Annotated in this window: 17 protein-coding genes and 4 pseudogenes; 5 read left to right on the forward strand and 16 right to left on the reverse strand. The window is 63.4% G+C overall.

What is annotated here, in order from left to right:
• Positions 1-2 precede the first annotated feature (2 nt).
• From IVA78_RS03915 to IVA78_RS03925, 3 genes are all read right to left on the reverse strand, one after another.
• Positions 3-212, reverse strand: a complete 210-nt coding sequence (locus IVA78_RS03915) for a TOBE domain-containing protein (RefSeq protein WP_247464387.1) — start codon at positions 210-212, stop codon at positions 3-5.
• A gap of 172 nt (positions 213-384) precedes the next feature.
• Positions 385-1329 (reverse strand): penicillin-insensitive murein endopeptidase, encoded by a 945-nt coding sequence (mepA, locus tag IVA78_RS03920; protein ID WP_247464391.1) that lies wholly within the window; start codon positions 1327-1329, stop codon positions 385-387.
• 107 nt (positions 1330-1436) lie between these two features.
• Complete coding sequence (locus tag IVA78_RS03925; protein WP_247464394.1) at positions 1437-2141, reverse strand: glutathione S-transferase family protein; 705 nt, start codon at positions 2139-2141, stop codon at positions 1437-1439.
• Positions 2142-2249: 108 nt separating this feature from the next.
• On the opposite strand from IVA78_RS03925, the gene IVA78_RS03930 reads away from it, so the two are divergent.
• On the forward strand, positions 2250-2609 hold the full coding sequence (locus IVA78_RS03930; protein WP_247276386.1) for a helix-turn-helix domain-containing protein: 360 nt from the start codon (positions 2250-2252) through the stop codon (positions 2607-2609).
• A gap of 29 nt (positions 2610-2638) precedes the next feature.
• A pseudogene (locus tag IVA78_RS03935) lies at positions 2639-2895 on the forward strand (EAL domain-containing protein); the annotation flags it as partial.
• Here the strand turns inward: IVA78_RS03935 and IVA78_RS03940 are convergent.
• Both IVA78_RS03940 and IVA78_RS03945 read right to left on the reverse strand, forming a co-directional pair.
• Entirely contained in the window at positions 2856-4007 is a 1152-nt protein-coding gene (locus IVA78_RS03940; protein WP_247464397.1) for an acyl-CoA dehydrogenase family protein, read from the reverse strand. The pseudogene IVA78_RS03935 and the gene IVA78_RS03940 overlap by 40 nt on opposite strands.
• Before the next feature lie 11 nt (positions 4008-4018).
• Positions 4019-5239 (reverse strand): MFS transporter, encoded by a 1221-nt coding sequence (locus tag IVA78_RS03945; RefSeq protein WP_247464399.1) that lies wholly within the window; start codon positions 5237-5239, stop codon positions 4019-4021.
• 240 nt (positions 5240-5479) lie between these two features.
• Between IVA78_RS03945 and IVA78_RS03950 the strand changes: the two genes are divergently transcribed.
• Together IVA78_RS03950 and IVA78_RS03955 are read left to right on the forward strand one after the other, a co-directional pair.
• Complete coding sequence (locus IVA78_RS03950; RefSeq protein WP_247464401.1) at positions 5480-6727, forward strand: serine hydrolase; 1248 nt, start codon at positions 5480-5482, stop codon at positions 6725-6727.
• Positions 6728-6761: 34 nt separating this feature from the next.
• Positions 6762-7129, forward strand: a pseudogene (locus tag IVA78_RS03955) (SRPBCC domain-containing protein); the annotation flags it as partial.
• Here the strand turns inward: IVA78_RS03955 and IVA78_RS03960 are convergent.
• From IVA78_RS03960 to lepA, 7 genes and pseudogenes are all read right to left on the reverse strand, one after another.
• Positions 7074-7248: pseudogene (locus IVA78_RS03960) on the reverse strand (acyl-CoA dehydrogenase); the annotation flags it as partial. The pseudogenes IVA78_RS03955 and IVA78_RS03960 overlap by 56 nt on opposite strands.
• A 43-nt stretch (positions 7249-7291) precedes the next feature.
• A complete protein-coding gene (locus tag IVA78_RS03965; RefSeq protein ID WP_247464404.1) occupies positions 7292-8449 on the reverse strand; it encodes an acyl-CoA dehydrogenase family protein in 1158 nt (385 codons plus the stop codon).
• Between the two features lie 594 nt (positions 8450-9043).
• Positions 9044-11033: pseudogene (locus IVA78_RS03970) on the reverse strand (protein-L-isoaspartate(D-aspartate) O-methyltransferase).
• 425 nt (positions 11034-11458) lie between these two features.
• The gene (locus IVA78_RS03975) at positions 11459-12400 is read right to left on the reverse strand and encodes a complex I NDUFA9 subunit family protein (protein ID WP_247464408.1); all 942 of its coding nucleotides are present in this window, start codon (positions 12398-12400) and stop codon (positions 11459-11461) included.
• A gap of 71 nt (positions 12401-12471) precedes the next feature.
• The gene (locus IVA78_RS03980; protein WP_247276393.1) at positions 12472-12705 is read right to left on the reverse strand and encodes a hypothetical protein; all 234 of its coding nucleotides are present in this window, start codon (positions 12703-12705) and stop codon (positions 12472-12474) included.
• Positions 12706-12715: 10 nt separating this feature from the next.
• A complete protein-coding gene (locus IVA78_RS03985) occupies positions 12716-13018 on the reverse strand; it encodes a plasmid stabilization protein (RefSeq protein WP_247464411.1) in 303 nt (100 codons plus the stop codon).
• Positions 13019-13603: 585 nt separating this feature from the next.
• Complete coding sequence (gene lepA, locus IVA78_RS03990) at positions 13604-15415, reverse strand: translation elongation factor 4 (RefSeq protein WP_247276394.1); 1812 nt, start codon at positions 15413-15415, stop codon at positions 13604-13606.
• Positions 15416-15529: 114 nt separating this feature from the next.
• Here lepA and IVA78_RS03995 point away from each other — a divergent pair, with 114 nt between their 5' ends.
• Positions 15530-17155, forward strand: coding sequence for a glycosyltransferase family 39 protein (locus IVA78_RS03995; RefSeq protein ID WP_247464414.1), 1626 nt, complete (start codon positions 15530-15532; stop codon positions 17153-17155).
• 117 nt (positions 17156-17272) lie between these two features.
• Here the strand turns inward: IVA78_RS03995 and IVA78_RS04000 are convergent, their stop codons facing one another.
• The 4 genes from IVA78_RS04000 to IVA78_RS04015 form a co-directional block, all read right to left on the reverse strand.
• On the reverse strand, positions 17273-17590 hold the full coding sequence (locus IVA78_RS04000) for an HPr family phosphocarrier protein (protein ID WP_247464417.1): 318 nt from the start codon (positions 17588-17590) through the stop codon (positions 17273-17275).
• Positions 17587-17988: a PTS sugar transporter subunit IIA gene (locus IVA78_RS04005; RefSeq protein ID WP_007597752.1), complete on the reverse strand. Its 402-nt coding sequence runs from the start codon at positions 17986-17988 to the stop codon at positions 17587-17589. Before IVA78_RS04005 ends, IVA78_RS04000 begins: the two co-directional genes overlap by 4 nt.
• A 133-nt stretch (positions 17989-18121) precedes the next feature.
• Positions 18122-18646: an HPr kinase/phosphatase C-terminal domain-containing protein gene (locus IVA78_RS04010; RefSeq protein WP_247464420.1), complete on the reverse strand. Its 525-nt coding sequence runs from the start codon at positions 18644-18646 to the stop codon at positions 18122-18124.
• The gene (locus IVA78_RS04015) at positions 18643-20439 is read right to left on the reverse strand and encodes a sensor histidine kinase (RefSeq protein WP_247464422.1); all 1797 of its coding nucleotides are present in this window, start codon (positions 20437-20439) and stop codon (positions 18643-18645) included. The genes IVA78_RS04010 and IVA78_RS04015 overlap by 4 nt, the downstream gene beginning before the upstream one ends.
• Positions 20440-20509: the final 70 nt, after the last annotated feature.

The raw sequence follows: 20509 nt of genomic DNA on the forward strand, positions 1-20509 counted from the left end.
GGTCAATCCACGGCAATCATGACGTCGGAGGCCTTGATCACCACGGTGACCTTGCCGCCTGCCCTTATGCCGAGGTCGTCGACGGCTTCGTTGGTGATCGAGGACGTCACGATCGTGCCGTTGCCGATGTCGACGCGGATGTGCGAGGTCGTGACGCCCTTTGTGACCTCGACGACATTGCCCTTGATCTGATTGCGTGCACCGATGCGCATGGAGTTCTCGCGGTGGCTGGCGCACGGCGATAGCGCCGCGCGTGCGGATGGGATGGGCTGGAGCGGGATGCGCGTCCCGGGGGGTCGCACGCTTACGGCAGCGCGACGCCGCACCATAGCGCATTCGTGAGGTCATGGACCAGCCGCTGACGGAGTTTTTACCGCGCACCTGTCACGGCTTCGCATCCGCCGCGTGCAGCACCGCCTTGCACGCGGCCGGCATCTCGGCCAGCGTCATCGGCGGCTTCGGTTTCGGTGGCTCCGGCGGCGGTTTTGGGTGCAGCACCGCATCCGAGAACCAGTAGGCAAGATCGGAAGGCTTGCAGCCTTCGTCCTCGGATTGCGACGGCTGACCCTCGCATTCCCCAGCGCCCGCCGGGCAATGCATGCGGATGTGGAAGTGATAGTCGTGGCCCCACCAGGGGCGGATCTTCGACAGCCAGGCGCGGTCACCTTTGGCCTCGCGGCACAACGCCTTCTTGATCGCGGCGTTGACAAAGATGCGCTGCACCGCCGGCTCCCGCGCCGCGTCGCGCAGCACCAACACATGGCCAGGTGTGAACACGTTCGGATCGATATCGAGTCGGTCGGGACGCACCATCATCACCGCCGACATCTCCTCGCGCTCCTCGCGCGAGAGCCGGCGTTCCGGCATCGGCGTCAGCCAGATGTCGGCATCGAGACCGATCTGGTGGCTGGCATGGCCCGACAGCGCCGGCCCGCCACGCGGCTGGGCGATGTCGCCGACCAAAATGCCAGGCCAGCCGGCGTCCTTGTGCGCCTTGGCCGCGAGCCGCTTGATCAGGGCGATCATGTCGGGATGGCCGTAATTGCGGTTGCGCGACAGTCGCATCACCTGCCAATTGTCGCCGTTGAGCGGCATCTGCATGGCGCCACCGATGCAGCCCTTGGTGTAAGAGCCGAAGACATGCGCCGATCCTTTCGACGGCAGCAGCTTTCGCGCGAACAGCTCCTTGGCAGCGAGCGTGGGATCGTTCGGATTGGCGAGCGGCGGCAGCGGCTTCGGGGTGACGCTGCCCTTGTCCTGGGCCAGCGCGGCGCCGGCGATCAGAAGCGCAGCCAGAAGCAGGAGGAGGGTGAGACGGCGGGGACTCATGCCGGGACTTTATAGCCCAACGCCGTCTCAAGGGCCAAGAATTAGACTTTCAGCCCGCCGTAACCTGTGTCTTCGGATGCCGCCGCGACGACCTTCGGCGCGGCATTCTATCTTCCGAACCGCTCGATGACCTTCGCGAGTTCAACGTCGCCCGCGCGCGCCCCGTTTCCACGGTTGGTCCCCCCTTTCTCCAGATCGGACGCATAAATGACGGCGGGATCGGCTTCCAGCCGCTGGCGCAGAGTCGCCATCTTCGGCCACCGTTCCTTGTCGGCAACTTTATGAAATTCGAGCCAGCGGGCTACGCCGATGAACGCGGCATCGGCCAAGGTCGGGCGGTCGCCGACCAGGAAGGTGCTTCCCTCAATCATCTGCTCGAGCTTGTCGTGGCGCTCAATCACTCGCTCGCGCCCCCAGGTCCGCAACGCCGACTGCATCGCCGGGTCGGGCGACTTCATTTCCATCGCAAACCACAACGGGCTGAATGCAGCCGTGAAGCCGGTATTTAGGAATGCCATCAACTGGTGCATCCGGTCGGCCTCACGCGAGAGCGGGTCGAAGCTGATGCGCCGCTCCGGGTCTCGGGCCTCGAGCCAGGCGGCAATCGCCATGGTCTCCGTCAGCACGTGTCCCTCCGCGGTGATCAATACCGGTGTCTCGTGTCGCGCGTTTATGCGGGCGTAGGATGGCACGCGCATCTCTTCGAGCATATCGACGCGACACAGCCGATAGGGCTTCCCTAGCCATTCGAGCGCGGCGACGAGCCCCATAGAGCTTCCCAACGGGAAGCCGTACAATAAGATCGATTCCATAGCCTTGTTCTCCGTGACTTCTGATGATCACGCTGCGCAGCGCAGTCAGACCCTACTCGGCCGTGCCGCCGAGTAAATTACGCACTTTTTGGTAACCACGAGCCCTCAATGAAAGATCTCGTTTCCCGCTGTCCCATCGAGGAAGTGATGCAGGTGCTCAGCGGCCGCTGGCCCACGCTTCTGATTTATTATCTGAAGGAGGGCACCAAGCGATTCAGCGATCTGCGCCGGGACAACCCTACCATCTCGCACAAGATGCTGGCCCTGGAGCTTCGCAAGCTTGAGGACGCCGGCATTGTCCAGCGCGCGGAGTTCGAGGGATATCCGTTGCGCGTCGAATATGATCTGACCCCGTCCGGCCACGCACTCGTGCCGCTGATAGATGCGCTGGGTGAGTGGTGGGCAGCGACCGACAGCGCTCGCGCGGAATTGGCGGATCGCAGCGAGATGGCGGATCGTCACGATTAGAGGAAGCCAGCTTAGGGATTGGACAGTACGAAGCGCCAGCGATCATCCGCTCCATGGTCAGCCTCGGCAAGGTCTCGGGGTCGCCATCACCGCCGAAGGCGTCGAGACCGAAGCCGAGCTCTGCTGTCTCCGCACCGAGGGCTGCGATGAGGGTCAGGGCTTTCTGTTCAGCAAGGCAAGGCCGAATGCGGAGATCATCAGCCTCCTCGCCGCACAGCGCGGCATTGATGCGGCCGACGAGGGCTATCAATGCCCCGCCAGAATCGCCTTTCCGACATCCTCATAATGCGTATCGCGCGCCTGGATCTGCTGCGCGATGGCATGCATGTCGCGAAACCGTCGCTCAAACGGATTGCTGCGGAACACGGCCGTCGCACCGGCCATGTGATAGGCGGCGTCGACCACCTTCGCCGATTGGTGGATGGTCCAGGTCGCGGCGAGGCGAACCGCGCTGCGATGCGTCGGACTGAATTCGCCGGTCGCGCTGAGATCGCGCCACATCGCGTGCGCGGTGGCGTAGAGATAGGCGCGGGCGGCGCGAAGATCGCCCTCGGTGCGGCCGATCAGTCCCTGGACCGCCCCGTTATCGCGCATGGCGCTGACCGCGAGTGACTGGTGTTTTCCACGCGCCAACGCGATGGCCGCATCCAGCGTGGCGCGCGCCACGCCGAGCGAGACTGCCGCAAAGCCGAGGCTGAAGGTCGAGCCGGTGCCGATTCTGTAGAGAGGACTCTGTTCGCGCAGCGCGGACGGCACGTCGCGGAACGCCGTGAAACGCTCGGGGATGAAGAGATCGGTGACCTCGTAGGAGTCGGTGCCGGTGCCGGCGAGCCCGATCGCCTGCCAGACGTCGTGCAGCACGGCGCTCGCGACCGGAAACAGAATGGTGCGCACCTCCGGCGAGCTATCGGCATTTTTCCGCGGCGTGCCGTCGGCATTAACGATACGGACATGCGCCCCCAGCCAGCTCGCCTGCCGCGAGCCGGAGGCAAAGTCCCAGCGCGCCGTGACGCGATAGCCGCCGTCCACGATGCGCGCCTCATGCCCGATCGCGCCCCAGGCAAGGATGCCGGGCGGCGTATTGAAGATCTCCTGCGCAGTATCATGATCGAGCCAGGCGGCGATCATCGCGCAGACGCCGCACTGGCCGAGACACCAGGCGGTCGAGGCGTCCGCCGTCGCGATCTCCTCCAGCATTTGCATGAAGATATCAATCGGGGCTTCAGTGCCGCCGAGGCTTTGCGGCAGCAGCGCGCGGTAGAGCCCGTTCTCGATCAGTGCGGCGACCACGGCAGGCGTCAGCCGCCGCGACTGCTCGATCTCGTCGGCTTCACGCGCGATGAGCGGCGCGATCGCCCGGGCACGTTCGACGAGATCGAAGGCCTGCGATCTGTTCATGCGCGACCTCGTCAGGCCGCAGCGCGGCCAAAGTCGAGCGATGGCCGGCGTCTGGTCGGAAAGCTCAGTGCCACCGCGACCGCTGCGAGCCCGATCGTAAACGAGCCGGCGTGCAGCCACGTGTAGCGCTGGAAATTGTCGAACACGAGCCCGCCGGCCCATGGCCCCAGTGCCATGCCGAGGCTGGCAAAGCCCGACACCGCGCCGAACACCGTGCCCATGATGCGTGCGCCAAAGAATTCGCGGACCAGCACCGCATAGAGCGGCATCACGCCGCCATAGGCGAGGCCGAACACGACCGAGAGCGCGTAGAACTCGCCGAGCTGCGCCACCGCGAGATAGGTCGCGATGCACATGGCTTGCACGAGCAGCCCGCCGACCAGCACGGGCTTTGCGCCGCTGCGATCGGCCAGCGCGCCCAGCAGCAGGCGGCCGCCGAGGCCTGAGACGCCGGCCACGCTGTAGACCGTCACGGCCGTCAGCGGGGCGATACCGCAGACCATCGCATAGGACACCATGTGGAAGATCGGACCGGAATGCGCGGCGCAACAGGCGAAATGGGCAGCGGCGAGCGCGACGAACTGCGGGGTGCGCAGCGCCTGCGCCGCGGTCAGCTCGACCTCCGGCGCCGCGTCCGCCGTTGCAGGGGCCGCCACTGCGGGTGCCGGACGCACCAGGAAGCAGGCGGGGATCAGCAGCGCCCAGGCGGCGATGCCGATCACCAGCATCGCGGTGCGCCAGTCATAGGCCGCGATCAGCCAGCTCGCGGTCGGCGCGATTGTCACTGGCGAGACGCCCATGCCGGCTGAGACCAGCGCCACCGCGAGGCTGCGGTTCTTCTCGATCCAGGCGCTCGCGAGCGCCATCATCGGCGCGTAGAAGCTGCCGGCGGCAATGCCGATCAGTACGCCGAAGCAAAGCTGGAATTGCCACAGGCTTGCTGCCTGACTCGCGCTCACGAGGCCGAGCCCCAGCAGCAGGCTTCCGGCAAGCACCACGATGCGGGTGCCGAACCGGTCCGACAGCGTGCCCCAGAGGAACGCGGCCACCCCCATGCAGAGAAAATCCAGCGTCGCGGCCGCCGACACGCCGGCGCGCGACCAGCCCATCGCTTGCGAGATCGGCTGCAAAAACACCGCCAGCGACAGCATCGTGCCGAATCCGACACAGGTCATCAGCGCACCCGCGGCGACAACGACCCAGCCATAGTCGAAGCTTGACGGCTTGCTCATGCGTTTCCTTAGCGCTTTTGATTTTGTTGATGGTGCGCGCAGGGGATGGTGGCCTATCTGCCGGGCGAGAGCAAGGCGGGTTGCCACCGCGGGCGACACGGCCCGCCCGCAATGATATCATATCTCACGTCACCGGCCTGCGATGTTGTTCTCACAAGCGCACACACATCAACGTGCGAGGAGGCAAATCCAATGAAATGGGGAGCGCTGTGCAGGCCGCGTGGGCGCCGCAGGCTTGCCTTGCCCGTCATTTTCGCCGCCGCAGTCTGGGCACCTTCAGCATGCGCAGAGGACATTCGAACCGCCGAGCCGGGGCCGGTCTTTTCAGACAGCGGTCCCGATGCCGATCTTTACGGCGCGGCTGACGGCTATCCGGTCGGCACGCGGGGAGGCGTCCCTCAGCTCGACAAGCTCGTCGGGGTCTACAGCCATTTCGGCGAGATCTATCCCTCGCGCGCGGTCGTTCGCGCCACGGCGCCCTGGCAATTCAAACGCGCGCCGGAGCCGTCGATCGCCTACAGTTTTGGCGCCGAACGTCTGAGCATCGCGGACTACCTCAAGCGCAACCCGGTGACGGGACTCCTGATCGCCAGGGACGACACCATCCTGTACGAGCACTATCAATATGCGCGGACCGACCACGACCGCTTTGTCTCGCAGTCCATGGCCAAGACGCTGGTGGCTATGCTGGTCGGGATCGCGGTCTCGGAGGGACGAATCAAATCGATCGACGACCTCGTCTCGACCTACGTTCCCGGCCTTGCAGGCACGGAATATGGAAACACATCGATACGCGCCTTGTTGACCATGTCTTCGGGCGTCCAGTTCTCGGAAGTCTATGATGGGAACGACGACATCGCCCGGCTTGGACGGGCCCTGTTCGTCGATGAGCCGAAAGATCCCGCGGCCATCGTTGCGCAATTCAACACCCGAACCGCACCGCCGGGCACCAGATGGCACTATGCCAGCGTAGAAACCGAAATCCTCGGCCTGGTCCTGCGCTCGGCCACGGCCATGCCGGTTGCCGACTATCTCCACGACCGGATCTGGGACCCCATCGGCGCCGAAGCGGATGCGTCGTGGGCGATCGACGGGAGCGGACAGGAGATTGCCTTTTGCTGCTTCAACGCAACCTTGCGCGACTATGCGCGGCTGGCGCGGTTGCTCGCACATGACGGCGCCTGGGAAGGTCGCCAATTGATCCCCCGGCAGTGGCTGCTGGATGCCACGACCGTCAGACCAGCCGATGGCCATCTCGCGCCGCGCGTGGCCACACCCTATTTCGGCTACGGCTATCAGGTGTGGCTGCTCCCTGGCGAGCAGCGCAGATTTGCCCTGCTCGGCATCCGCGGTCAGGTCATCCTGGTCGATCCGGCCTCCAAGCTCGTCATGGTGCACACGGCCGTTCGCCAAAAGCCATCCGAGCCGGCAGCCCTCAGGGAGCCGCTCGCATTGTGGTCCGCCGTGCTTCAGCAGCTCGGGCAATGATGATCCGACAGCTTTGAACCCCATGAGGGCGCGTTTGCTCGCCTTCAGCGCTGCGGCGTCCGACGACTGGCATACGACCAGGGCGACGGTGACCTGCGGGAAGGCGGCGCCTTCTCGTCCCGGATGGAAGCCAAGGACGGCGGCATGGGCTTCAACTTCGCCGGCACCTACACCAAGATCGTCGAGCACAAGCGGATCGAATACGCGTTCGGCGATCGAACAGCCGAGGTCGAGTTCGTGCCCGGCCCAAATGGCACTGTCGTCCGCGTCGTCTTCGATAGCGAAGCGACTCACTCGGTCGAGCAGCAGCAAGGCGGCTGGCAGGCGATCCTCAATAATTTCGCGCGCTACCCGAGCTGCTCGCCTGCCACGAGCCCAAGGCAAGATCCCAGCGTGCCGTGACGCGATAACTGCCCTCGACCGCGCGCGCCTCATGCGCGATCGCGCCCCAGGCCGGGCGGCGTATTGAAGATCTCCTGCGCAATGTCGTGATCGAGCGAGGCCGCGATCATCGCGCAGACCCTCACTGGCCGAGACACCAGGCGCTCGTCCCGCGTAGGGACGTCAGTAAATTTCGTCGACTGGGAGCCCAAGAGCCATTGCACCCGTATATCTTGCTTGGGCGCCGGGCTGCAGGGGATGATAGCGTGCGGCCTGTATGTCGCGGAAGCGCCGTTCTAGACCGGCCGCGCGATAGAACCCCGCGCCGCCAGCGAGCTCCATTGCTAACTCCACCGCTGCGATTGCATGCCGCGCTACGAGATGGCGGCCGATCACCACCTGGTTCACTGTTTCGGCCGACGGCTTATTCAGGCGCACAGCTGCAAGCATGGTTTGCCGTGCCATCCGTGCGCCAGCAAGCTCGGTATCCATGCGGCCAGCCAGCTGTATAACGTTATGATCGAGCTCTTTGCGCCGCGCGAGCAAGAGAGCAATATCCCGTGCGCTCTCGGCAACGCCCACATAGACCGAGTAAATCAGTGGCAGTGCGATGGTTGCGATCGTCTGGAATAAGGGATCCCACTCACCAGCCTTGCGACGCGCCGATACGGCACTTTCAGGCACTACGTAGCCATCAATCATCACGTCATTCGAACCGGTCGAGCGCATACCCAAAACTCGCCAAGTGTCCAAGATCTTCACCTGGGGTGAGCTCATCGGCACACCAAAGTGAAGCACCATTGGCGGCTCACACTCCTGTTGCAGCACCGCGCCCGTCATCATGAGAGTCCCGGCTGGCGAGCCCGAGGAGAAAACCTTTCGAGCGGTGATCTTATAGCCGCCGTCCACCTTCTCGGCTTTGCCGGAGCCGCCGACCCAATCCGAACCGCCGCTTGAGAGTAGGAAAATGCGTTCCTGGGCGATACGTGTCAGTAGGTTCTCCACCGCCGTCACTTTCTGATGCCGCCAGCGCCAAGCGGTGATGGCGACCTGGTGGGTGTGCATGGAGAATGCAAGCGCTGTGGATCCGCAGTGATACGCCAGGACACGGAGCATCTCGGCCAGCTCATCGACCTCCGCCCCACGGCCCCCGAGCTCGGTGGGGACGCCGGCTTCGACCAATCCCGACGATTTCAAGTCCTCATAGTTTTCGGCTACAAAGCAATCTTCGTCCGTCGCCTGCTCGGCCCGTCGTTGGAACACGGGCCCGAGTTCCCGCGCAACGTCGATCGAACTGCGCGGGCTCGCTGATTGGATATCGTGATCTTGATTGAGGCTCATGGCGGTCCTCCTCCGAGAAGATAGGAGAACCGTAATCCTCTAGGGCCGGACCTTTCCAGTTCAAAATCCGTACTAGCGGTAGCCCAGCTGGGACGGGCTCGATGCCTTTCACGTCGGCCTGAGCCCCTTCGCAGAAGTCGAACGACACGTGCGGTGACGCGGCGGAGGGAGCTGTTCTTATGCCGCTAATTGACTCGTGGCGGATGATTATGCGTCAACACAGCTTTCCTGATGCATGAGCCGATACCCGCTATTCAGCAGGCGTCGCCATTTTGCGCGAATGCGAGTTCGCGACATGCTCCGCAACAGTCCGCTTTCTCGCGGCAATCCGAAATCGCAACCAACCGCCCCCGTCGGCGCTTTTGACCCTGAGCGGAAATGGAACCGCCCCTGTATCGTCATCTCTCCCTGCCACAAGCGGCGAGCATCGTGGCCCGGCCTGCACGAAGATCTTGGCGACATTCAATGACAAGAATGCGTTCATCACTTATCGCCTCACGACCAGCCTTCCATGAAGGCTGCATGGCAGTAGTGGACGCCGGTGTAAGCTTCACATCACCTTCACCTAACGTTCTTGGCCCGGTCACGCTGCAATCAGAGTCCGAACGGATAGGTGTCTGGGACAGCGCTGCGACGATGCTCGGGACCCAAATGTGTCACCGCATGTGTCTCGTCAAACCACACCAGCGCGTTAAACTGTTGAGGCAGTGAGGCCTCGGCATAATGGCTTTGCAGTTCGGTGTCCGGTCGATAGATCACGCCGATAAAGCGTTCCAGGCGCGGTTCGAGCAAGCGACGACGAAGGGCCTCCTCGCGGCGGAATTCAATCAAGCCGCGCGTCGCACCGGCATCGTGAAACAGCCGCTCATAGCTGTCTGGTCGAGACGGCCGAACCTGCATCACTTCCATCTCGGCGTCCCAATCTGAGGCCGCTGCCACCGTGCCGGTATGTGTGCTTAATCCGATCAGCGACGCCGCTTCACCGAATTTCTCCCGACAGAGCTGACCAATGTTGAGCTCGTTGCGGACCGCGCCCATGCTGGTAAAACGCGCATTTCCGATATGGGAATTGTGCGCCCAGACCACGGCCTTGGATTGGGGACCATGTGCGTCAAGTACATGGCTTAGCGTCTCGAACATATGCGTATCCCGTAGATTCCAAGACTCCGCGCCGCCGTAATACATGATCCGGTAGTAGCGTTCCGCTGACGCGATCAAGCGGGCGTTCTGCGCGGCATCCAGGAAGTTGTCTGGATCGTCCGCCGCATAGTCGAGCTGCTTCTTCAGAATATCCTGGCACTGCCGAACCACCTCCGCCTCGCATTTCCGGTAGCGCTCGGTCAGGACGGCGCGGCCATAGGTCGAAGGCTCGCGCTGCCACGGCGTCAGGCAGCCGTAGCGTTCGCGCGCCACCGCTGCCGATTGAGGATCGATCTTGTCGAGGTAAGTGAGAACGGCCGCGATCGAGTCGCGCATGTTGTAAATGTCGAGCCCGAAGAACCCGGCTCGATCGGTCGCCGGCATTCGTTCATTGCGACTGCGCATCAACGAAGGAGGCGACATCCGTGTTTCGCCACATCCAGGTCGGAAAGCGTTCGAACGGGGTCTGGCTTGACGCTCCGCGGTGCGTTCGACCGCGAACGTACCTGTCGATCGCTGCGGCGTCGGGCCAATCCGCCTCGACGGCGACGATCGTAAATCCGTGTTTTTCGATCAGCCGGCGCGTAATCGCTGCGCGCGCTTGGTAGAACTCCGACGTACCGTGACTGGCTTCGCCCAGCAAGACGATGCGCGATTGTCCGAAGCGATCGAACAGCACACCGAATGCAGGATCATCGAAGGCAGGCAACGATTCGATAGTAGCACGGATCATGTCTGTCAGCGATTGCAACCGCGTGTGACCGGGGATGTGGTTGCTGGCCGAGCGCGTGCCATCCTCGGCCCATCCTTGCTCGCCGATCAACGGCACGAAGCGGACGGCCCCGAAGGTCTCCTCATCGTAATCAGTCTGGCTCCGGCGCGTAATCCGGAGCAGCGATTGTTTGTGCCCGAAATTGCCGACGGGAATGACGAGGCGGCCGCCGACGGCCAACTGGCGCTTAAGCGCGTCAGGCACCGAGGGGCCGCCGGCAGCGACCAGGATCGCGTCGAATGGCGCCTCATCGGCCAGGCCGCGGGTGCCGTCGCCGGTATGGACAATGCAATTCGCACATCCGAGCGCAATCAGCCGCTGCGCTGCGATTCTGGCCAGGGCGCCATGTCGCTCGATCGTGTGAACCGTTTTAGCAAGCCGAGAAGCAATTGCGGCAGCATAGCCTGAGCCGGTACCGACCTCGAGCACCTTGTCCGTCGGCTTCAGTTCGGCAGCCTCGGTCATCAGCGCGACAATGTAGGGCTGCGAGATGGTCTGGTTGTTTGCGATCGGCAGTGCGCCGTCCTCGTAGGCAAATTCCTCAAAACCGGCTTCCACAAACCGCTCCCGCGGGACCTGTCGCATAGCCTCCAACACGCGACGATCACGGATACCACGGCGCGCGAGTTGAACGTCGACCATACGGTCGCGAAGATCTGAAAATTCGCTCATGCGACCCGTCCATCAAGAATGCCCAGTGCATAAAGCCAATGGGAACGGACGTGACGAGTTCCTTTCCATGGACTGAATCGCGCCGGAACCAAGGCCGGAACCAAGAGAGAGTTTACCGGTTCCGATCACCCGCAAAGTGGAATAATCATACGCATGCGTTGTTCAGGATGGTTCGTGAAGGTCCAGCGCGGACGCCTCCTCCTCACAAGGAGCCTTATCCGACGGAGCGAGCGAGGGGCGGAGAGATCATTCTCCGGACATCGGCAAGGAGAGCAATCTTCCTGACCGGGCTGCTCGGGCCGTCGTGCTCGCGGTGCTGATCCTGGTTATTGCGCACTGATCGCGCTGGGTTTTGAGGTTGTTGAAGAAGCCATCGGTGGACCGCGATCCATACTCCTGGCTGCCATCATCAAATGGCATCAGGTTCAAGAGTTGGTTCGCCCGATACTTTCCCGTAACATTGTTGGTACAACTTGTTCGACTGATTGCGGCGGGATTCCAAGCTCGGAAAATCCTGGCATTCCCACCGACGCTATGTTGTCGAGCTGCATCAACTCCACCTGATTCCGGGTGATGGGTGGCCTTGGAAGCAGCTCCGAAATCCATCCCGCTGCATGCCAAGCAGCAAACGGCACTGGAACGAGCATGGGGCTGCGGCCGGCTGCGTGCGCAACCTTTTTGAGAAGCTCTTCGTATGTGTAGATGCGAGGACCAGCGCATTCATATGTGATTGCGCTTGTTTCGGCTCTCAGAAGCGCTCTTGTGATCGCGTCGGCCACATCGTCAACATAGGCCGGCTGCAATCTCGTCAACCCGCGGCCGAACATCGGATAGATCGGATATCGGCGGAGTAGCTTGAGGATGACGGTGAGAAACGCGTCATCCGGGCCGAACATTACCGCCGGGCGAACCAGCGTAGCCTGAGAAAATACTGCGCGGACCGCGAGTTCGCCTTCGCCACGCTTGCGAATATAGAGGGACGGCGAAGTGGCGTCAGAGCCGATTCCGGAAACGTGGATGAGCCGCTTGACGCCAGCTCGATGTGCCTGGGCCGCCAGTCGCCGGGCTGATTCCACATGTACGGAATGAAAAGTCTCCTGTCCGTGTTCGACATAGAGGCTGACCGTGTTGGTGGCGCCGTATGCGCCATCAACAGCAGCGGCTATCGAACCCTCGTCGCGTAGATCGACGTTCACGGATTGGAGGCGTGGGTCGTCGTGACCAAAAAGCTGTCTGCTCCGTTCGGGATGTCTTGATGCAATCCGAACGAAAAACTCAGGTGCCCGGAGCAGGTGTTGAACAACGCGGCGGCCGAGAAACCCCGTTCCACCGAACACCGTAACAAGGCGATTATGTGCGGGCGCCATGGCGCAACTCGTACTGAGATCGTCTCAAGCAAGGTATGGCCAGCGGAGACCGCAGGCTCGTCGGTCGTCCATTACACACGATCGCGGAGGTCGGTCACGCCTTCCTTCTGGGCGCAGTGGTCGCAGCAATAGTAGGTGCCGCTCTTTTCCAGGCCGTGCCCCACGATGCGCGTTCCGCAATGCTTGCACGTTGGCGCCAAGGCATGAATTGCGCACTCGAAGCTGTCGAACGTGTGCGCCTGGCCGTTCATCACCACCTGAAAAGCCTTGTCATAATCATTGCCGCAGGTTTCGCATGTCGACATTGTGCCTCCTTCACGCCGCGCGGCGTTTGCGAGTTTGAGCAGCCTTCTTGGCTGACCTGGTACGTTCATCGGCCGGTCGGCTGGCTGGCGCTTTTCCGCCAAGTCTGCCGCCCTTGCGTGACGGCGAGGTGTCTGCTTCGGTGCCTCTGCCGGACCCGCTCTTCTTGCCGCCATCGGTTTCTTTGTTGACGGTCGCCCAGGCCTGCCGTTCGGCTTCCGTGTCGGGTACACCTCGGGATTCGTAGCCTTCCTCGATGTGTTCGGCCTGTCCCTTCTGCTTATCGATGTAGCTGCGTTTGTCTCCGCGTGGCATCACGGCCTTCCTCTGCAGGTACGTCTCCTCGCGCCACGAACGGCGGAGTTCACCAATTGTTCCTATTCGACCTGACTTACCGCAGACCGTGCAGGAGCCAGTGTGCACCGCCCGCTGAGACACTCAGTTAGCGTCCAGGGCAACCGTAGAGAGGCGGGATGAAGTTGATTGATCGAACCGTCAACTTGCGCCATGCCTTTCGGAAGTCCGAGGATGTGCGCGGGGTCTTTGCCGATGCAGTTTGCCGACCGCGGCGAATTGTTTCGCCGGCATTCCCGCAGGGGCCCGGAAGCCGACGGAAAGCCATCACCGATGTGGCGTTCGGATCCCGAGATCGAAGGCTAATCGGTCGGCGGTCGAGATGTTGCGTGCTGATGGGCGCCGGCCTCACGCCCGTTGCGATGATGCCATCATGCCGCTGTTTTGCCCGACGGGTCAAATGGATTTCGTAAAATCGAAAAACGCAATACAAACAAGACCCCGGCTACTGTGCATGGGGTTGTTTTTCGATATTTTGTTTTTCGGGTCCCAAACGTCCCGGACCGACCAATCTCGTCACGCTTGAAACAGGCCTAAGCCCCCGCCTCAGCTGTCCACCTTCAGCGCGGCAATGAAGGCTTCCTGCGGGATGTCGACCTTGCCGAACTGCCGCATCTTCTTCTTGCCTTCCTTCTGCTTCTCAAGAAGCTTGCGCTTACGCGTGATGTCGCCGCCGTAGCATTTTGCGGTGACGTCCTTACGCAGGGCGCGCACCGTCTCGCGCGCGATCACCTTGCCGCCGATCGCCGCCTGGATCGGGATCTGGAACATGTGCGGCGGGATCAGCTCCTTCATCTTCTCGACCATGGCGCGGCCGCGCCCTTCCGCGCGGGTGCGATGCACCAGCATCGAGAGCGCGTCGACCGGCTCGGCATTGACCAGGATCTGCATCTTGACGAGGTCGGCCGGCTTGTAATCGGTGAGATGATAGTCGAACGAGGCGTAGCCCTTGGAGACCGACTTCAGGCGGTCGTAGAAATCGAACACGACCTCGTTGAGCGGCAGGTCGTACTTCACCATTGCGCGGGAGCCGACATAGGTGAGCTCCTTCTGCGCGCCGCGGCGGTCCTGGCACAGCTTCAGCACGCTGCCGAGATATTCGTCGGGCGTGAGGATCGTCGCCTCGATCCAGGGCTCGTCGATCTCGGCGATCTTGACCACGTCGGGCATGTCGACGGGATTGTGGATCTCGATCTCCTGGCCGTCGGTGAGCTTCATCTTGTAGATGACGCTCGGCGCGGTCGCGATCAAATTGAGATCGAACTCGCGCGACAGCCGCTCCTGGATGATCTCGAGGTGCAGCAGCCCGAGGAAGCCGCAGCGGAAGCCGAAGCCGAGTGCAGCCGAGGTCTCCATCTCGAAGGAGAAGCTGGCATCGTTCAGCCGCAGCTTGCCCATGGCGCCGCGCAGCGTTTCGAAGTCGTCGGCATCGACAGGGAACAGGCCGCAGAACACCACCGGGATCGCCGGCTTGAAGCCGGGCAGCATCTCCGTCACCGGCTTCCGATCGTCGGTAATGGTATCGCCGACGCGGGTGTCGGCCACTTCCTTGATCGCGGCGGTGATGAAGCCGATCTCGCCGGGACCGAGCTCGTCGACCTGCTGCATCTTCGGCGTGAAGAAGCCGACGCGCTCGACGTCGTAGGCAGCACCGGTGCCCATCATGCGCACGCGGCTGCCCTTCTTCATGACGCCGTCGACGACGCGGATTAGCACGACGACACCGAGATAGACGTCATACCAGCTGTCGACCAGCAGCGCCTTCAAGGTCGCCTCGCGATCGCCCTTCGGCGGCGGCAGGCGGGTGACGATCGCTTCCAGCACATCGGGGACGCCTAAGCCGGTCTTGGCCGAGATCATCACCGCGTCGGAGGCGTCGATGCCGATGACGTCCTCGATCTGCTGCTTGATCTTCTCGGGCTCGGCGGCGGGAAGGTCGACCTTGTTCAGGACCGGGACGATCTCGTGGTTGTTGTCGAGCGCTTGGTACACGTTGGCGAGCGTCTGCGCTTCGACGCCCTGGCTGGCGTCGACCACCAGCAGGGAACCCTCGCAGGCCGCCAGCGACCGCGAGACCTCGTAGGCGAAGTCGACATGGCCGGGCGTGTCCATCAGGTTGAAGATGTAATCCTTGCCGTCCTTGGCGCGGTATTGGAGCCGCACCGTCTGCGCCTTGATGGTGATGCCGCGCTCGCGCTCGATGTCCATGGAATCGAGCACCTGCTCCTTGCCCGCCATCTCGCGGTCGGACAGGCCGCCGGTCATCTGGATCAGGCGGTCGGCCAGCGTCGATTTGCCATGGTCGATATGGGCGACGATGGAGAAATTGCGGATGTTGGAAATGGGGACGGTCGTCATGGGCGCGGGATACCACTCACATCCCCGTGCGGCAACCATATTGCTGTATTTTCAGGGCCTTTGTTCACGCCAAGCTGATTCCACGATCGCCCAAAACACGCTAGGCAACCGCTCATGTCGACGACTTCGATCCCCTCTGCCAAAGCGCGCGCGAAGACCCGGGTGAGCTATGCCCGCTTCCGGGCCTGGTTGGTTGCCTGCGCGATCCGCCCCGAGGCCCGCCTCTGGTTGGTGATCCAGCTCGCCATCCTGCATGCAGTGCTCTGGACCTTCATCCTGATCAATCTCAAGGCGGCGCAGGACGTTCACATGGACGTCGCAGAAGCTTATGCTTGGGGCCAAAAATTCCTGTGGGGTTACGGCAAGCATCCGCCACTGTCGGGCTGGGTCGCCGGCCTCTGGTTCAAGCTGTTTCCGGCGGCGGATTGGGCGACCTATGCGCTTGCGATGGCGACCGTCAGTATCGGCATGGTGGTCTGCTGGATGGTTGCCTTGCGCGTGGTCGACGCGCGGCGCGCGTTCCTGGTCATGGTGATGATCGCTCTTTATCCGATCTTCAATTTCAAAGGTTTCAAGTACAATCCGGACCTGCTCCAGCTCGTCACGCTGCCGCTGCTCGTGCTCGCTTACCTCAACGCCTTCGCGAAGCGGAGCTGGCAATCCGGAATCCTTCTCGGGCTTGCCGGCGCGCTGGCGCTGATGACCAAATATTGGGTGCTGACCATGGTCGGCGCCATCGGCCTTGCCGCGCTGATCCATCCCGAGCGGCTGCGCTTCCTGTCGTCGCCGGCGCCATGGGTCGCGATCGCGACGATGGCGGTGGCGATGATCCCGCACTTCGTTTGGCTGGCGGATGCGCATTTCGTGCCGCTGACCTATGCCGGCGACACCTACAGCCTCCAGGACTCGAGCCAGGTGCATCAGCTCGTCGCGGGTTACGTCTTGCATAATTTGGCGCTGCTGGCCCTGCCGGTCGCGCTGGCCGCCCTCGCCATGGCGCTGGCGCCGCCGTGGCTCACGCTGCTGGTGCGGGCGCCGTCGCGCATCGTCACGCGGGCCTGGGCGCGCGGGGTCAATCCGGGCGTCAACCTCTCGCAGGCGCTGAACATCTGGATCATCCAGATCATCGTGGCGTTCGGTCCGCCGCTCGGCGCGCTGGCCTTCAGCATCTACATGAAGACCGATTGGGGCATCTCGCTGTTCTTCCTGGTGCCCTTGGCGCTGGTCGCGATCCCCGCATTGCGGGTGCAGAGCTCTGTGCTGTTCAACATCGCCGCGATCTGGCTCGTGCTCAGCGCAGCCACGCTCGCTGCCTCGCCGTGGATCGCCGCGCGCGAGATGGCGGCCAATGCCGGCAACACCGCAACCTATGGCGCGCGTTCGGAGCTCGCGCGCGAGCTGACGCAGGCCTGGCACGCGCGCTTTGCCTCACGCTGGGCGGTCGTTGCCGGGACGATGGAGACGATTCAGCCGATGGTGTTCTACAGCCCCGATCACCCCAGCCCGTTCACGCCGAACGAAGCCTGGGCGTCCGGGCTGACCTCGCTCGACGATGTCAAGACCTACGGCTTCATCGGCGTGTTCGATCCGACCGACGAACGCCTGCCCGCGTTCGAGAAATGGGTGTCGGCGATCGCGCCGAATGCCGAGCGCATGGTGATGACGACGCGCCGCTTCACCCACGGCAAGGCCGGCCCGGCGATGAGCTGGAATATCTACATCGCCCCGCTGGCGAAGTGATCGGGATATCGTAGGGTGGCAAAGCGAAGCGTGCCCACCAATGTCAGCACACGATGAGAGAGATGGTGGGCACGGCGCGTCGCGCCTTTGCCCACCCTACGGCGTCGAGCGCTTGGCTCAAATCCCTTCCTCGTTGAACTTGCTCTCGACGAGTTCGGTGATCGCCGCGAGTGCCGCTTCGGCTTCATCGCCGGCCGCGGCGACCGTGATGGTCGTGCCGGGACCCGCGGCAAGCATCATGAGGCCCATGATCGAGGTGCCGCCGACGGTCTCGCCGCCGCGCGTCACCCACACTTGCGCGTTGAAGCGCTCGACCGCCTGGACGAATTTCGCCGAGGCGCGGGCGTGCAGGCCGCGCTTGTTGATGATCAGGAGCTCCTTGGAGATCGCGCCTGCGGGCACGCCCGCTGCGGCTTGCGGCGCGTCGTCGCTCATTTGCCGGCGAGCACGCGGCTGGCGATGGTGACGTATTTGCGGCCCGCTTCCTGGGCCATCGCGATCGCGTCGGGCAGCGGGCGCTCCTCGCGCACCTTGGCGAGCTTCACCAGCATGGGTAAGTTGATGCCCGCGAGCACTTCGACCTTCGGCCGGCTCATGCAGGATATTGCGAGGTTCGACGGCGTGCCGCCGAACATGTCGGTGAGGATCGCAACGCCGTCGCCGGAATCGACGCGGTTAACCGCCTCGATAATGTCGCTTCGGCAGAGATCGGAATCATCTTCGGCACCGATCGTGATCGCTTCGATTTGCTTTTGTGGGCCCATGACATGCTCAAGCGCTGCCTTGAATTCGTCGGCAAGGCGCCCGTGGGTCACAAGTACTAGACCAATCATCGGAAAACTCCTCGCGGGCGCTTTTGGTGCACCGCACGAACGCGCCACTTTGACCATCCAGAGCCCCCGCGCAAGAGGGGATGTTGCGTATCTCCCTGAACCTAGACGGATGGATGAGGGAAGCTGCGCCGGTCTACTCGGTCGCGATAGTGGGGTTCATATGGTTACCATTTCCCTTCAAACAATCGCCTGAGAGGTTAACGGAAGATGAACTCTTGGTAGTGGTCAAGGCCGCGACAACCAGCGGGAGGGGCGAATAGCCGCGCTCGACCGGGATGCGCGGTATTTCGACACCAGAAATGCTGGCCTTCAGCGATTCTGTCGCAGGCAGACGCTCGGCATCGGCTGCGTCCAGATCGACCACGAGGCCGACGATCGCATGCTCCACGAAGTCGCAGCGGCGAATTCCCAAGCCCCGGATCTCGATCAGGCCAGCCAAGACCGGAGCGGGGCGGACTTCAATTTCATGGCCGACTGTCGCCAGATGGACACGGTCGTCTCCGACCAGAACGGCCCTTTCGATCAGGCCTGACCGGCCCGCCATGATCAAATCGAAGGCAAGGCGCGACTTGCCGGAGCCGGAGGGACCGCGGATCAGCACGGCAAAAGTCCCGACCTTGACGGCGGAGGCGTGCACGCTGGGGCCGCCGTCGCTCATAGCGCCGGCAGCCTCACCACGAAGCGCGCGCCGGCGACGGTCGGCGCGCCTTCGGCATCCAGCGGGCCGGCGCGGTTCTCGGCCCAGATCCGCCCGCCATGGGCATCGACGATCTGCTTGGAAATCGACAATCCGAGGCCGGAGTTCTGGCCAAAGCCCTGGTGCGGACGATCGGTGTAGAAGCGCTCGAAGATGCGCTCCAGCGCGTCGTCGCGGATGCCGGGCCCGTCGTCGTCGATCACGATCTCGATCTCTCCGCGCACGCGGCGGCAGGTGAGGCGCACCTTGCTGCCGGCTTCCGAGAAGGATTGCGCGTTGGACAACAGGTTGGAGACCACTTGTCCGAGCCGCGAATCGTGGCCGGTCACGGAGAACGTGTCGGTCGGGCCGCGGCCCTCGAAGCGGGTCTCGACCGCGACGTCGTGGCCGAGCTTGGTTTCGTTGGCGACCGACACCAGTGTCGTCAGCAGGCGGCGCACGTCAACCGGGATCGCATCCTGACGCTGCAATTCGGCATCGAGGCGGCTGGCGTCGGAGATATCCGAGATCAGACGGTCGAGCCGCTTGACGTCGTGCTCGATCACCTCGAGCAGGCGTGCGCGGCTGGTCTCGTTGCGCGCCAGCGGCAGCGTCTCGACCGCCGAGCGCAGCGAGGTCAGCGGGTTCTTCAGTTCATGCGCGACATCGGCGGCGAACATCTCGATCGCCTCGATACGGCTGTAGAGCGCGCTGGTCATGTCCCGCAGCGCGCCCGAGAGGTGGCCGATCTCGTCGCGGCGGCGGGTGAAATCGGGAATCTCGATGCGGGCCTTGATACGGCGGCGGACGCGCTCGGCGCTGTCGGCGAGCCGGCGCACCGGACCTGCGATCGTGCTGGCAAGCAGCAGCGACAGCATGATCATGACCGCTGCGGCAACGCCGCCGACCTTCAGGATGGCGAGGCGCTCGGCAGTGACCATCTGGTCGATGTCGTCGCCCTGGGTCGACAGCATCAAAGCGCCGTGGATTGCGCGCGAGCGCAGCACGGGGACCGCGACCGAGACGATCACCTCGCCGCGGGCGTTGACCCGCACCATCGAGCGCTTCTGGCCTTGGAGCGCATCGCCCACCTCCGCGTAGCCATTGCCATTCTCGGGCCCGAGCTCACGGTAGAGCGGCAGGTCGCCGCGGTTCAGCCAGGTTCGCACCGCGACCATGCCGCGCTCGACGATGCCGGGCTTCTCGGCGGGGGGCGGCAGGTTGTAGCGCAGCACGTTTTCGAGGTTGCGGCTGTCGACCAGCAGGCTGCCGTTCGGATCGTAGATGCGCGCGCGCGTCTTGGTCGGCGAGATCAGCGTGCGCAGCACCGGTGCCACGCGCTCCGGATTGATCGGGAAATCCAGTGGCGAATATTCGTCCGAGCCGCCATAGGTCTCGCCCGGCTTGAGATCGAGCAACCGGTCGGGGTCGATGGTGATGGCGTTGGTCTGCACGGTCGCAGAGGCCGCGATCGCGCCGGCGATGATCTCGGCCTGGACCAGCAGGCTCTGCGCCCGCGCGTCGATCAGGCCGGCCCGGAATTGCGACAGATACAGGATGCTGGCGACCAGCGCGACGAGGCCGGCGAGGTTGAGCGAGACGATGCGGCGCGTCAGGCTCGAGAAGGACAGCGCGAAGAAGAACTGACCGGCGCGCTTCAGCCAGTTCAGCGGCCGCCAGCCCTGCGGCTCGTCTTCGCCAACGTGCTCCGGAACGCCGTCGGATGCGATATCCTCGGCGCTCTGGTTTGGGTCAGGCTGCGTTCGGTCAAGCAATGCTTACGCCCGCGTTAGGACAGCTCGTTGAGAAGGTCCCCGCATCCTAGAGCCATCCCGGTTCCGATGG

It is taken from the genome of Bradyrhizobium sp. 137, from assembly GCF_023074095.1.
Lineage (GTDB): Bacteria > Pseudomonadota > Alphaproteobacteria > Rhizobiales > Xanthobacteraceae > Bradyrhizobium.

What these genes read in the sequence shown, in the direction of transcription:
- IVA78_RS03915 (WP_247464387.1), bottom strand. Translation starts at nt 212, where the DNA reads ATGCGCATCGGTGCACGCAATCAGATCAAGGGCAATGTCGTCGAGGTC.
- mepA (WP_247464391.1), bottom strand. Translation starts at nt 1,329, where the DNA reads ATGAGTCCCCGCCGTCTCACCCTCCTCCTGCTTCTGGCTGCGCTTCTG.
- IVA78_RS03925 (WP_247464394.1), bottom strand. Translation starts at nt 2,141, where the DNA reads ATGGAATCGATCTTATTGTACGGCTTCCCGTTGGGAAGCTCTATGGGG.
- IVA78_RS03930 (WP_247276386.1), top strand. Translation starts at nt 2,250, where the DNA reads ATGAAAGATCTCGTTTCCCGCTGTCCCATCGAGGAAGTGATGCAGGTG.
- IVA78_RS03940 (WP_247464397.1), bottom strand. Translation starts at nt 4,007, where the DNA reads ATGAACAGATCGCAGGCCTTCGATCTCGTCGAACGTGCCCGGGCGATC.
- IVA78_RS03945 (WP_247464399.1), bottom strand. Translation starts at nt 5,239, where the DNA reads ATGAGCAAGCCGTCAAGCTTCGACTATGGCTGGGTCGTTGTCGCCGCG.
- IVA78_RS03965 (WP_247464404.1), bottom strand. Translation starts at nt 8,449, where the DNA reads ATGAGCCTCAATCAAGATCACGATATCCAATCAGCGAGCCCGCGCAGT.
- IVA78_RS03975 (WP_247464408.1), bottom strand. Translation starts at nt 12,400, where the DNA reads ATGGCGCCCGCACATAATCGCCTTGTTACGGTGTTCGGTGGAACGGGG.
- IVA78_RS03980 (WP_247276393.1), bottom strand. Translation starts at nt 12,705, where the DNA reads ATGTCGACATGCGAAACCTGCGGCAATGATTATGACAAGGCTTTTCAG.
- IVA78_RS03985 (WP_247464411.1), bottom strand. Translation starts at nt 13,018, where the DNA reads ATGCCACGCGGAGACAAACGCAGCTACATCGATAAGCAGAAGGGACAG.
- lepA (WP_247276394.1), bottom strand. Translation starts at nt 15,415, where the DNA reads ATGACGACCGTCCCCATTTCCAACATCCGCAATTTCTCCATCGTCGCC.
- IVA78_RS03995 (WP_247464414.1), top strand. Translation starts at nt 15,530, where the DNA reads ATGTCGACGACTTCGATCCCCTCTGCCAAAGCGCGCGCGAAGACCCGG.
- IVA78_RS04000 (WP_247464417.1), bottom strand. Translation starts at nt 17,590, where the DNA reads ATGAGCGACGACGCGCCGCAAGCCGCAGCGGGCGTGCCCGCAGGCGCG.
- IVA78_RS04005 (WP_007597752.1), bottom strand. Translation starts at nt 17,988, where the DNA reads ATGATTGGTCTAGTACTTGTGACCCACGGGCGCCTTGCCGACGAATTC.
- IVA78_RS04010 (WP_247464420.1), bottom strand. Translation starts at nt 18,646, where the DNA reads ATGAGCGACGGCGGCCCCAGCGTGCACGCCTCCGCCGTCAAGGTCGGG.